Below are 14,079 nucleotides of genomic sequence, written 5' to 3'. Positions count from 1 at the left end.
GACATATACCGGGTTTGTACCGGCAGGCTAAATACTCCCCGCCGAAGCTTTCGCGTCTGAAACGCTGCCTTCTTTTTATTCCCGGCGTTCTCTTCCTGGTAACGGGAGGCCCGGCCGGAGCGCAGACCGGAAGCATAAGAGGGTCTGTCAGCCTCTCTGACGGAAGCCCCGCCGCGTTTGCCGCGGTGGTCTGCAATCCGGGAAACGCAACTACGTTAACCGACAACCAGGGCGAATTTGTTCTTACCGGCCTGAATACCGGTCTTCATTATCTGAGCTACCAGATGCTGGGACATAGAAGCGGCGGAGATTCAGTCCTTGTAGTAGCGGGCGAAACCAGTATTGCGAAAGCCATCCTGTCTATCAGCGCCCGGGACCTTTCGGAGGTGGTGGTAACGGGGCAATCCGAACCAACCGCCCTGAAAAAATCGGTTTACCAGGTCCGAACGATCAGTAGCGAGCGCATCAGGCTAAGGGGCGCCACCAACCTTCAAACGGTCCTGAACACAGAGCTCGGCATCAGGTTATCCAACGATATGACCCTCGGAACCAGTGATATCCAGCTATTGGGCATGAACGGACAAAGTGTAAAAATACTCCTGGATGGCGTTCCGTTGCTCGACCGGGGTGAGATAAGAGAAAGCCTGGGACAAGTTGACATCAATACTATCGATCGGATAGAAATTGTAGAAGGTCCCATGTCGGTCATCTACGGAACGGATGCCCTGGCCGGTGTAATCAACCTTATTACCAAAAAAAACCGGGAAGATCAGCATGTTTCCCTGACTGCGCGGCTTCAGGAAGAGACCGTCCAAAGGGAATATCATCCATTGAGCGGCAACGGAATACACAACCAAAGTATAAATCTCGCACTAAGGAAATCGGCTTGGGAAGCTTCAGGTGGTGCTACAAGAAACAATTTCGGCGGATGGCAGGGGGACAGCGCCGGTCGCGCCAAAACCTGGATGCCGAAGGAACAGTGGCTTTTTAACGCTTCTGCCGGTTTCCGGAAGAACGGGTTCAACCTCTCCCACCGGTTCAACGGGACCGATGAATCCCTGAACAAACTCGGAGCTACCAGGCAGATCGACAACGAGCTGGTGGCGGCTGACAAAAAATACCTTACCTATCGATGGTTTCATCAGCTCAGGTCCGACTTTCGGCCCGGCAACCGTCTTTTTATCAATGTTTCAGGCGCCTATACCGATTATTCAAGAAGGACTCAGAGTACCGTTACCAATCTTACCACCGGCAGGACCACCCTGAGCGTTGAGCCCGGATCGCAGGACAAAAGCATCTTCAAATCGGTGTTCGGGCGGGCTATTGTCAACTATAAGCTTTCTGCTTCGGTACACATGACCGGCGGACTGGAATATAACTTCAACAAAGCCGCCGGTGAACGTATACAAGCTACTCCGGAAATTCATGACTATGCAGTTTTCCTGGCGCCGGAAATCCGGCTGGTCAATGATAAAATCAACCTGATACCGGGCGTCAGGCTGATACATAATTCCATTTACAATGCACCTCCGGCCGTTCCCAGCCTGAATGCCAAATGGAAGTTATCCGGCAACCTGGATCTGCGCATAGCCTATGCCAAAGGGTTCCGGGCTCCTACCCTGCGGGAATTGTTTTTCTGGTTCTACGACGCCTCTCATTCCATCAAAGGCAACCCGAACCTGAAGGCTGAGTCATCCAACAGCGTCAACGGTTTCCTGACTTACCGGGTAACTTCGTTGAAAACCGCCGGGCTAAACTTCGTACTGGGGGCCTTTTACAACCATTTCAAAGACCGGATCGCCGAGGCCCAGGACCCTTCCCTGCCAACTGACTGGTCTTATTTCAACCTGGCGAAATTCAAGACGACAGGCGCTAATCTGAACGCCGCTTTCAATCATAAATCACTGCAAACCTCCCTTGGCTTCCAGTGGCTGGGCGCCTATAACCAGTATGCGGAGCTTTCTCCCGAAAGCCGGCAGTCTTTCGAATGGACCCCGGAAATAAATTTCAACCTGACCTATACCATCACCCCGATCAAAACGGGCATTCATATTGCTTACAAGTATACGGGCGCCAAACCGGGGCACTTCCTGGTTTCATCCGACCCGGTCGTCGTTCAGAAAACATCTGTTTCTTCATACCAGATAGCAGACCTTTCCCTGAACAAAGCCCTGGGTAAATTGCTCGTCCTGAACGCCGGCGTAAGAAATTTGTTTAACATTACCCAACTTGCCGACTCCACCCCGACCGGCGGCGCGCATACCGGCAATGGCAGCGTGCCCATGTCCTACGGCAGGTCCTACTTTTGCGGGCTGACTTTCAACTGGGCCAGGGGAAAATAACTTTTGGACACAATATCAATTCATAATAATTTAATTGCCAGATGAAAAACAAGATAACCGGCGCTCTTTTGACCCTGATTTTCCTATTTGCCGCCAACGCCTGCAAAGACGACGAGCCGCCACTACCTGATAACCTCATCCAGTTCGAAGCTTCACAGCAGGGTGTGCCGGAAACTGAACAGGAAGTTACAGTCAAGGTAAAGCTCTCGCGGGCCACGGAAGCGGCCACTACCGTTGTCGTTGATCTGAAACCCACAGGCATCACCTACGGGAAGGAATTTACCACGGTACCGGAGGCGGCCAACAACAGTGTTTCACTCCCGCTTCCGGCCGGGAGCACGGAAGGATCGCTCAAAATTGTTAAAGCACAGGGGGTGCTGTTAGGCGGGACGGAAACGCTTGAACTTACCCTCAAGTCAGCCACCGCACCGGTACTGGCCGGGAAAATGAACCAGTTAAGCCTCAAGTTTGCACAAATCATTTCCACCGGATCGCAAATGACCATTAACGGTCTGGCAGGCTCCGAACCGGGAAGCTCGGCCGCCAATAGCGTTTACGTCGATTTCAGCAACAACTCGCAAACGGCGGTACTGCGCTCTTCCTGGGACCTGGGCTTCTACTGCGGCAGCGAATTCAGAGTCATCCTCAACAACACAACCAGCGCGTCGGCAAAGATGCTCAACAAAACCGATCTGAAAGCAGTCACCGCCGCTGACACCATCCCGGCCGCCGACTGGACGGTGGGCGCGTACAACCCGAAAGAAATGGGTCTTGTTGACAATGTAACCGGCGATCTTACCAAGACAATTATCGCTGAAATAGCCGCTGACGATGCAACCAACAAAGTCTACATCATCAACCGGGGCATTGGCGGCGGATTGAAACCACGTCCCTGGTTAAAAATACGCGTACTTAGAAATGGCGCGACCGGCTATAAGCTTCAATATGCACGTATAGAAGACACGACCGTCAGAGAAATCGACGTTACCAAGGACGCCTCATTCAATTTTGTGTATGCAGGTTTTGACGGAACAGTTGTCAAAAAAGTAAATGCAGAGCCCCAAAAATCACAATGGGACATCAAATGGGGATACCAGCTTATTCAGACCGCGCTATCGCCGACCGAGATGATCCCTTACGGCAGCTCCGATTTTGTTGCCATCAATAATCGGGGCGGCGTTCAGGCGGCAGAAGTTCTCACCAGTACCGTGAGTTACGACGCCTTTGGAGAATCGCACCTCGCTGCGGTTCAGTTCAAATCCAACTTCGACGTAATCGGTACAGCCTGGCGGACAGCCAGTGCAACCTCAGGTGCATCTGCTGTTAAATCCGACCGCTTTTATGTCATCAAAGACCCCTCCGGGAATGTGTACAAGCTGAAATTTATTCGTTTCCACGGTGATGAAGGCGGGACCCGCGGCAAGCCCGAAACCGAGTACAAATTGGTCAAAAAAGGTGTGTAAGGCATATGGGATGCCGGGATCACTACGGGTTCCCGGCATCCCTGCCGCCAGGTAGCCACCGGTTACAATAAAAAATGATACATTTACTGATCCGGGCGCATGTCGCCGGCTGCATGAACCAGCCTTTGCGGGCGGGCAACAAGCTATCATTAAATATTCCGTATCATGAAATAGCCATGAGCTTTGAGGTATTAGCTACAAGCGGCACACAAACGGCTGATGAATAAATAGCTCACCCCTCACAGCTCACAGCGGTCCGCCGCTGCGGCTCAAACCTTTTTATACACATGAAAAAAAACATCTTCATCTTTCTCGCAGTTATTGTTGCATCGGCTTGCGCCAGCAGAGAAAAACCAGGCCGGGAAGAACAGCAGGTCGCAGAAGAAAAACCAGTCAAACAGGTGTCGGTAAGCGATCTTCTCGGTAAGGAATGGAGTCTTCAGGAACTGAACGGGGCTCCCATTGTACTTGATCCGAATTTCCCTAAAAAGCCGGTCCTGGTGTTTGAAAAAGACGACAACCTCAGTGGCAACCTGGGCTGCAACGGTTTCGGCGGCGTTTACAAAATAAAGGAAGACGGAACGATTGCCATTTCAAATATTCTATCCACGCAAATGGCTTGTGCCAACCTGGAGGTGGAGAAGGCCTTTACGGAAGTGCTGCAGGGAGCCAAAACGTTCGAGGTAGAAAACGGCCTGCTGACGCTCAAAGACGACAACCAAAAAGTTACGGCAAAGCTTACAGCACAGTAGTTATCCTTAATACAGATGGCCGGCGCCGACAGCCTTACGTGGCCGGCCCGGCCAATTTATTACTCCATTGAGTTCCTTCCGCGCAACTAACAGGGCTACATTGTTAATGCTGGGGGCTTGTTTATGCTTCTCGGCAATGGTCGCTACATCAAAGGTGCTGGGTGCTACCTACGACACGCCGCAGCAGGTGTTTTTCAGAAACCTGATCGGCGTGATTTTCGTACTGGGAAGCCTTGTCCGGAGACCCGCCCGCCATGTCGGCGGCAGACCGCTGCTGCTCGTATCGCGCGGAATCATCGGCACCATCTCTCTATATCTCCTTTTCTACGCGGTCAGCACGCTTGGAATGGCCCGATCCATCACATATCAATATACTTACCCGCTTTTAATGGCGCTTTTCTCCTACCTTTTTACTGCTGACAAACCGGCTAAAAGAGAAGTAGCAGCCATTGTGATCGGCATGGCGGGAGTCTGGTTTATTTTCAAGCCGGACATGACCATGCCCCCCGAAAGCCACATGATCGGACTGGCCAATGCGCTCCTTACCACCTTTGCCTATCTCGCCATCAAACAGCTCAGCAGCTACTACGATGCCCGGTACATTGTACTTTCCTTTATGCTGAGCGGCCTCGCTTTACCCATACTGTCGTTCATCGGCGGGCAAGCCTTCGCAAGCAGTGATGCCGGCTTTTTTATCGGGCATTTCAAATGGCCCGAAAATGGATTTCACTGGCTTCTTTTCCTATCAATGGGGCTTACCGCCCTCGCAGGTCAGGTGTTGATGACCCATGCCTTCGCTGCCGGCAGCGTTACCCGGGTCGCGCCTATCGGCTATTCCAGCATCTTCTTTTCGACAATTATCGGCATCGCCCTCGGCGAGTCCATTCCTGACCCGGCAACCATAACAGGCATGGCGCTGATCGTAGGCGGCGGCGTTTTAGTAACGGCGTTTCCGAGGGGGGAGGTTTGAGGTATGAGGTTTGAGGTTTGAGGGATGGGGGATGAGGGGTGAGGGGCGGAAATAATTGGTGATAAATAACTAAAAATTTCAAAGTTTTTTATAAGTTAAGCCCAATTAAGCAAAACAGGCGGATCCCGCTCCCAGGTGGATTTACTGGCGGGACGTTCCGGAGGATTGGCGAATATGAACCCACACAAAAAAAGAGCTGTCTTTCGCTTTGGAAAAATAGCGCTGATAACGGCATTGACCATACTGACGGCCGGTGGTTTCTATTATTATTTCCAGGGAAAAGGCGCTACCACTGAGATAGGAGAACAGGCAATGCCGGAGACGGTCAGCTTCAATTTCCATATCAAACCTATTTTATCCGACCGTTGCTTTGCTTGCCATGGCCCAGACCAGAATCACCGTGAAGCCGGTCTTCGTCTCGATCTTGCCGAAGACGCCTACCGCGTTTTGAAAGACACGCCGGGGCTACATGGAATTGTACCCGGAAAACCAGACTTGAGCGGTGTGTACCAAAGAATTGTCACCGATGACCCCGACCAGAGGATGCCCCCTGTCGCGTCCAACCTCACGCTTACTCCACATGAAATAAAACTGATCGGAAAATGGATCAAACAGGGCGCGAAATATGAAAAACACTGGGCCTTTATCCCGCCCCGAAAGGTAACGCCTCCTCCTGCCGACGATGCGGGCTGGGCCACAGGAAGCATTGATCGTTTTGTATGGGCCAAAATGCAGGAAAAAGGACTGAAGCCCAATCCCGAAGCGGATAAAGCTACCCTGCTCCGGCGGATCTGCACAGATATTACGGGGCTGCCGCCGGATTTAAAGCAGATGGAGGCATTTCTTGCCGATGATTCTCCCGATGCGTACGACAAGATGGTTGACCAGCTTCTGCGCTCCCCTCATTTCGGGGAAAAAATGGCGCTTCACTGGATGGATATCGCGCGTTATGCAGATTCTTACGGATACCAGGATGACCAGTTAAGAACACAGTGGCCCTGGCGGGATTGGGTGATCCATGCTTTTAACAAGAATTTGTCATATGACCGGTTTCTCACCTGGCAGCTTGCCGGTGATATGCTGCCGGGCGCCTCGATGGAACAAATACTCGCTACCGGTTTCGGACGCAACCATAAAATTACGGAAGAGCAGGGTGTCATCGACGAGGAATACCGGGTTACTTACGTACTCGACCGTACCAACACCTACGCCAAGGGTATCCTGGGCGTTACAATGGAATGTGCGCAATGCCACGACCACAAGTACGACCCGTTTTCGCAGAAGAATTACTACGAACTATTCGCGTTTTTCAATAATACACCCGAAAAAGGAATCGAAATTGCAAATTCCAGGGAGTCCAAACCCCGCAAGTATCCATTCCTGGAAATATCCGGGGCCGAAGCCTCCAGCCTTCTGAAGTTTGTCAACATGCCCGACACTTCGGCTGTTGCCGTTTCGGTGATGGAAGAGCTGCCCGAACAGCGGAAAACCTTCGTCCTTAACCGGGGCGTTTATGACGCTCCCGGTGATGAAGTAGCCCCTTCTACACCGCCGTCCATCCTGGAGATGAATCCGGACAAGTATCCCCGGAACAGGCTGGGATTGGCAAAATGGACCGTCGATTCGCAGAATCCGCTAACCAGCCGGGTGTTGGTCAACCAACTTTGGGAGCAGATTTTCGGACGGGGCCTCGTATCAACCGTTGGCGATTTCGGCAGCCAGGGTAGCCTCCCCTCCCACCCGGAGCTGCTGGACTGGCTTTCGGTAGATTTTGTGCAGCATGGCTGGAACATCAAACGACTTGTGAAACAAATCGTTACCTCGGCAACTTACCGGCAGTCTGCCCGGCAAAGCCCTGCGCAGAAGGAACGGGATCCCGACAACATTTATCTTTCCCGCGCCAACCGCATCAGGCTCCCGGCCGAGCTTATCCGCGACCACGTACTGGCCAGCAGCGGCCTTTTGACGGACCGCGTCGGGGGACCAAGCTTCAAGCCTTATCAACCCAACGGAATCTGGGAAGTAACCAGCTCCGGGAGAGGCAACCTCAAACGCTACGTGCAGGACCACGGCGCGGATTTATACCGCCGCGGCCTTTACACCTTTATCAAGCTGACCGTTCCGCCTCCCAATATGCTGATTTTCGATGCGAGCAACCGGGATCAGTGTGAGGTAGCCAGAATTCGCACCAATACGCCCCTGCAAGCCCTGGTTATGATGAACGACCCTGTCGTCCTGGAGGCCTCCCGGGTTCTGGCAGGGCAGCTGCTCGCCAACCGGAACCAGACGGATACCGACAGGATTACCGAAGCTTTTCGCAGGATTCTGTGCAGGCCTCCGCAGGAAAAGGAGAAAGAGCTGCTCCTCGCCTACCTGGAATCCGAAGCGGTCCGTTATGGGAAAAATCCCGCGCTTGCGGAGAAATTTCTCAACGCGGGCGAGTATCCTGCCACCCCCAACCCCGATAAAACCAGGCAGGCAGCACTGATGTCTGTTGTCCACTCGCTTTACAACCTGGAAGAAACCATTACCAAAAACTAGGCCGGTTATGCACGATATCCTAAAAGAAACGAGTCTGAACATCAACCGCCGGCAATTTTTCTCCAGGCTGAGCACCGGCATAGGTGGTGCGGCTTTGGGTTCTCTCCTCATCCCGGACTTATTTTCAGGATCAGCGGGGTCCGGCGAAGCTTTTTTGCCGGGCAAGCCACATTTCGCCCCCAAAGCCAAGCGCATTATTTATTTGTTTCAAAGCGGAGCGCCTTCACAACTGGAATCGTTTGACTACAAGCCGCTGCTTCGTCAAAAAATGGGGGAAGACCTGCCTGAATCCATACGCGGCGGGCAAAGGCTGACGGGGATGACCGCCAACCAGGCGCGGTTCCCGCTTGTCGGCTCACTATTCGAATTCCAGCAGTACGGACAGGCACGGGCCTGGGTCAGCGAGCTTTTCCCCCATACAGCCAGCGTAGTCGATGACATCTGTATTATCAAGTCGCTTTTTACCGAAGCTATTAATCACGATCCGGCCATTACATTTTTCCAGACGGGTGCACAGCAGGGGAACAGGCCGAGCATGGGCGCATGGATGAGCTATGGCCTGGGGAGCGAGAACCAGAACCTGCCGGCGTTTTGCGTGCTGGTGTCCAAAGGCAAGGGGAACGGACAGGGGGTGTATGCCAAACTTTGGAGCAACGGCTTCCTGGATTCCATTCACCAGGGCGTTCAGTTTATGCCGGGGGCCGACCCCGTGCTATACCTGGGCAATCCCGGGGGAACAGACGGGACAAGCCGCAGGAAAATGCTGGACAACCTGGAACAGCTCAACCAAATGCGCTACGAAGAACTCGGGGATCCGGAGATACTGGCCCGGATCAAGCAATATGAAATGGCCTACCGGATGCAAACTTCGGTTCCCGAGGTTACCGATTTGTCCCGCGAGCCCGACCATATTATCAAGTTATATGGCCCCGATTGCCTCGTGCCCGGCACCTATGCCGCCAACTGTCTCCTCGCCAGGAAATTGGCGGAGAACGGCGTGCGTTTTATACAGCTTTATCACCAGGGCTGGGACCAGCATGGCAACCTGCCGACAGAAATGACCGGACAGGCCAAAGACGTAGACCAGGCGTCGGCGGCGCTCGTACAGGATCTGAAACAGCGCGGGTTACTGGAAGACACCCTTCTGATATGGGGCGGGGAATTCGGCCGTACCAACTATTGCCAGGGAAAACTCGCGCATAACGAGTATGGACGCGACCACCATCCGCGCGCTTTCAGCGTCTGGCTGACCGGCGGCGGTGTAAAAACCGGTATAGTTTTCGGTGAAACCGACGACTTCGGATACAACATAACCAGAGACCCCGTGCACGTACATGACTTCCAAGCTACCATTCTTCACCAGATGGGTATAGATCACGAAAAACTCATCTACAAACACCTGGGGAGGCGATACCGCCTTACCGATGTTCACGGAAAAATAGTTCAGGGAATACTTGCCTGATCATCAGTCCCATCCATATTAACGGAAGTATGAATTACATAAAGAGTCTGCCCATCCATCTGATCATCGGACTTAATTCATTCATCCTTTTTTTTCTCTTTTTCGAAGCGCGTATTTCTGCGCCCCCTATTTTGGAAACGGTGGGCAGGCTGCACCCGCTGATACTTCATTTTCCGATTGTACTGCTTCTACTGGCCGTGTTATTCGAGCTCGCCCGGGAAAAATTCCCATGGGAGGGCGCAGTCTCCACATGGCTGGTCCGCTTTTTTCTCTACGCAGGCGCCATTTCCGCAGCTGTGACGGTTATTTTCGGCCTTTTCCTTTCGAAGGAAGACGGGTATTCCGGGGAACTCGTCTTATACCACAAATGGCTGGGTGTAGTTACCTGCTGGCTTTCTGCCGGGCTTTGTATCGGCTACAGCCGCCTTGGCAGAACGGCGGCGGTAATCTCGATGGCCGTAATGGCTATCGCACTGACGGGAGCCGGGCATTATGGCGCGGCCATTACGCATGGCGAAAACTTCATATTGGAACCCATCCGGCCGAAATCTACCGGCATACAAGACCTTTCAAAAGCGCTGATCTACCCCGACCTGGTTGCGCCGGTCCTGAAACAGAAATGCATAAGCTGCCACAATCCTGACAAAGCCAAGGGCGGGCTCGTTCTTACCGATACTGCTGCTATGGTCAAGGGCGGTGAAAACGGCAAGCTTTTTATAGCCGGCAATGCTTCCGGCAGCCTTCTGACGGAACGCCTGCTCCTGGATCTCAACCACAAACACCGGATGCCCCCCAAAGGGAAACCGCAGCTTACCGAAGCGGAAATTGGCCTTATCAAAGCATGGATTGATGACGGAGCCGACTTTCGGAGCAGCTTGAAAACGTCGTCGCAAGCAAGCGCAATCAGCGCATTTGCTGCAAGCATTTACGGAGAAACCCGGGAACCGGGTTATGACTTCGCCCCCGCCGACCCCGAAGTAGTTGCCGGGCTCGCTACCAGCAACCTGTTGCTCGCACCGGTTAGCTACAATTCGCCGGGTCTTGATGCATCGTTTTTCGGACGAAGTAACTTCAACAAAAAAACGCTGGAAACCCTGACCCGCGTAGGCGAGCAGATCGTTTCCATCAATTTGTCCGGCATGCCGGTAGGAGACCCGGACATGGCTTTGGTCACCCCATTTATCAACCTCCGCACACTCAACCTCAATCAAACCGCTATTACGGATAAGGCAATACCGGAGCTGCAGAAATTAAAAAAACTGGAGGTGATTATGCTGACGGGCACCAACCTCTCGCCAGGCGCATTCGAAAAGCTGGCAAAGCTCCCGAATTTGAAACGCGTTTATGCCTGGAATACCCGACTTGCCAGGACGGAAGCCGACCGTCTGCAAAAAAACGGCCCGAAATTTGACGTAGGGCCCGAAAACCGTGACAGCACCCTGTTACAACTCAACCCGCCGCTTTTTGTGCCCTCCAATTCCTTTTTCAGGGAGCCATTCGCATTGTCAATCAGTCATCCGGTATACGGCGCTGCCATCCGATACACGGTAAACGGAGCAGATCCCGGTCCCGCTGACCAGGTCGTCAATAAAAAACCCGTTACCATTACCCAAAATACGGTAGTAAAAGCGCAGGCGTTCAAAGACGGATGGACGGGAAGCGAGATTGTCGAAAAGACTTACCAGCGGGGCGCTATGATTCCGACGTCATTTTCGCTGGCTACCCAACCGCATCCACTCCACAAAGGAAACGGCGCGGCCAGCCTTTTTGATCTGCAGGACGGCAGTCCGGATATACTCTACGCGAGCGACGGAAAGTGGCTGGGTTACCAATCTCAACCCTTCATTGCCGATCTGAAATTCGACAAGCCGGTCGGCGCCCGGGAAATATTGCTCAGTACCCTCACCAGCGTGGCACTGGATGCATTCCCGCCGGCTTCGGTTGAAATCAGGGCGTCGGGTCCGGGAGGTGACACCATACTGATCGCCAGGGTTACCCCCAATCTCCCTCAGAAAAAAGCCCCTGTTGAAAAACAAATAATTCGCTGTCCACTGCCGGCTTCCGGCACTTTCGGGCACCTGCGGGTCATCGTTACACCGCTTCCTAAAATGCCGGGCTGGCATGCCAGGCACGGACAACCCGCCTGGTTTTTTATTGATGAAATACTTATTAACTAGCCCGAACGGCCTTAATCCTACCTAATGACCGAAATCAAAACCAGCTTACCCACCAGAAGAAATCTATTGGCCGCGTTAGGCGTCGGCGTATTCTCAACCGGCGTGGCAAAAGCTGCAGCACCCGATACAGGTGCTGAAAAAAAACAGGAAAGTATTAAAACCCTCGCCACCTTCACTGCCCTTTTATCGGAAACTACACTGCAACCGGGAACCCTGGTAGAAACACTCGGCTACTATGAGCCTGGCGATACCGGCGGCGCCATCTATAAAATCACGCGGGATACGCTTGAAACAGACGCCGGACAACTTCCAACCGGTCATTCCGTCAGGATGCTCCCCGGCTCATCCGTCAACTACCGGATGTTCGGGGCCCGAGCCGACGGGAAATCGGACGACGGCATCGCAATTAAAAAGGCACATCACTTTGCCAACCTGACCGGGACACCGGTAGTAAATGCGTCCGGATCGTTCTGGGTCGGCGACACCCGGTCCATCCCTGTACAAACCGATGTTCACTGGGGCAGCACCGTTTTTCACCTTGACGAATCAAAAAACGTTCCCAGGGAACCCCACTTCGAAGTGCTCCCGGCCGAAGGGCCGATGCCCGTCAGGCTTTCTGCTGCCGATAAAGCCGCACTGGTTAAACAACTACGCCCCGGCGCGAAGCTCATCCCGGAGCTGGCCGCCTATAAAAACTGCCTGATCATCGTAAAAGATGAAACCGACCGGATAGGCCGTCGCTTCGGCGTGGACTATAGCCCTAAAGGCTGGGCAAAAGAAGAGTTCTTTTACGTAGAAGAATTCGGTCGGGTTATCGGCGATATCGCGTGGGTCTTTTCAGATTATACCGAACTTACCGCCTATCCCTGCGACAAAAGCTATCTGACCATCGAAGGCGGCGTCTTCCTGTTGTCTGGCGACAACCCGGGCGCTGCACGCGGCCCCTACCACGACGAAGGCATCACCGTACGGCGCAGCCGCACCATCATACGCAACCAATGGGTGGGGCTTGAAAAGGGGCGCTCCGACATCTCAATGACCCCGAGATCGGGATTTTATTCTTTCAGCCACACCTATGATATCCTGCTTGAGAACGTCAGGCTGATTCCCTGGGAAAAGAACCGGCCGGGAACGGACCGGGATCTCTGGGCCGGCACCTACGGCATAGGCGGGTCACGCGTGCTTTCAGGCACTTTCCGAAACATCACTGCGGAAGGAAGCCCCATTCACTGGGGTGTGTTCGGCACCAACCTGTACAAGAATTTCAGGATCGAAAACTGCAGGCTCAATCGGGTAGACGTGCATTTTCATGGTTGGAATATCACCATCAAAGACTCCGAAATAGGGGCGAACGGGCTTACACTGACAGGCGGGGGCGAATTGCTGATCGAAAACACCCGCGTCTTCAATAACGTCTTCCTCAACCTGCGCCAGGATTACGGCGCTAAATGGGACGGTCCGATCCGGATCTCGAATAGCCGGATGATTCCGCAAAACGATGGCCCGGCCTGGATACTTTCAATGCTCGCCGGTGATTTTGACTATGGATACCCCGTAGTTTTCGGCAGGCAGATTGTGGTAAATGATTTCGTGGCAGACTCGAGAGAAGAGTGGTCCAACGCCCGGTACAACCTCATACGATTGCCTAAATTTTCTAAAACCAAAGAGGGGCTTCGCCTCGTGTTTCCCGACCACACCGAATTCCGGAACGTAAGGGTCCACGGCAGGGCCAGGGGTTTCCAGCTTCTGGACCTGCCCGACGTTTCATCCTTTCTGAATGAATCCCGCAAAGGCGGAGATGGGGATGGAACACTCAAAACGAATGCCAACCTGATCTTCGAAAATATAGCGCTTGATGATGATCCGGACGTACCCAATCTCAGGATTGATCTTCCGGCTCCTTACGCGGACGACAAAGCGCTGTATCCGTTTGTGCGTATTATCGGCTGTGATTACCTGAATGTAGAGCTGGGGTCAGTAAAAGCACTGATCAGCATAGATCTTTCCATTGTACGGCAATTCAGAGCCGGCGGACCCAAAGGGTTCGAAGGCCGTATTTTCTACGACCGCTGCCGGTTCCAGGGAAGCGTCCCCGGCAATTCTGCCCTCCCGATGTTTCTATGGAAGACCCGCTACGGTATCAGCTTCACCAATTGCGAAATCAACCTGCCGTTGCAGAACGGGAAACCCGTTCCGGAGTATCTCGACCGCCTGGAAATGCTGTCTGTCAACGGGGTTGTGCGATTCAACCACCTCAATACCCGGCTTGGCGGTGATATTTTGAATCACCTGTCGAAGAGCAAGACCCGGCTGAACAGGAAATTCCTCGAGGGGATCAGGAATCACCACGAACTGGAGGACGATTAAGCTTC

General features: G+C 53.2%; 8 protein-coding genes. All 8 read left to right on the top strand.

All coding sequences use genetic code 11. From position 1 onward, the window contains the following. Nucleotides 1-14: 14 nt before the first annotated feature. The 8 genes from ABD852_RS17475 (at nucleotide 15) to ABD852_RS17440 (ending at nucleotide 14,074) form a co-directional block, all read left to right on the top strand. Nucleotides 15-2,342: a TonB-dependent receptor gene (locus ABD852_RS17475; protein WP_345031234.1), complete on the top strand. Its 2,328-nt coding sequence runs from the start codon at nucleotides 15-17 to the stop codon at nucleotides 2,340-2,342. 41 nt (nucleotides 2,343-2,383) lie between these two features. Beyond that, complete coding sequence (locus ABD852_RS17470; protein WP_345031233.1) at nucleotides 2,384-3,805, top strand: HmuY family protein; 1,422 nt, start codon at nucleotides 2,384-2,386, stop codon at nucleotides 3,803-3,805. Nucleotides 3,806-4,092: 287 nt separating this feature from the next. Beyond that, complete coding sequence (locus ABD852_RS17465) at nucleotides 4,093-4,557, top strand: META domain-containing protein (protein ID WP_345031232.1); 465 nt, start codon at nucleotides 4,093-4,095, stop codon at nucleotides 4,555-4,557. 106 nt (nucleotides 4,558-4,663) lie between these two features. Beyond that, a complete protein-coding gene (locus ABD852_RS17460) occupies nucleotides 4,664-5,527 on the top strand; it encodes a DMT family transporter (RefSeq protein ID WP_345031318.1) in 864 nt (287 codons plus the stop codon). A gap of 174 nt (nucleotides 5,528-5,701) precedes the next feature. Further along, complete coding sequence (locus ABD852_RS17455) at nucleotides 5,702-8,068, top strand: DUF1553 domain-containing protein (RefSeq protein ID WP_345031230.1); 2,367 nt, start codon at nucleotides 5,702-5,704, stop codon at nucleotides 8,066-8,068. 7 nt (nucleotides 8,069-8,075) lie between these two features. Then, nucleotides 8,076-9,530: a DUF1501 domain-containing protein gene (locus ABD852_RS17450; RefSeq protein WP_345031228.1), complete on the top strand. Its 1,455-nt coding sequence runs from the start codon at nucleotides 8,076-8,078 to the stop codon at nucleotides 9,528-9,530. A gap of 29 nt (nucleotides 9,531-9,559) precedes the next feature. Next, a complete protein-coding gene (locus tag ABD852_RS17445) occupies nucleotides 9,560-11,707 on the top strand; it encodes a c-type cytochrome domain-containing protein (RefSeq protein WP_345031226.1) in 2,148 nt (715 codons plus the stop codon). 24 nt (nucleotides 11,708-11,731) lie between these two features. Further along, complete coding sequence (locus tag ABD852_RS17440; RefSeq protein WP_345031224.1) at nucleotides 11,732-14,074, top strand: hypothetical protein; 2,343 nt, start codon at nucleotides 11,732-11,734, stop codon at nucleotides 14,072-14,074. Nucleotides 14,075-14,079: the final 5 nt, after the last annotated feature.

It is taken from the genome of Ravibacter arvi (assembly GCF_039540405.1).
GTDB lineage: Bacteria > Bacteroidota > Bacteroidia > Cytophagales > Spirosomataceae > Ravibacter > Ravibacter arvi.
The sequence above is the reverse complement of the archived record's forward strand: the minus strand, read 5'-3'. Positions and strand labels throughout refer to the sequence as shown.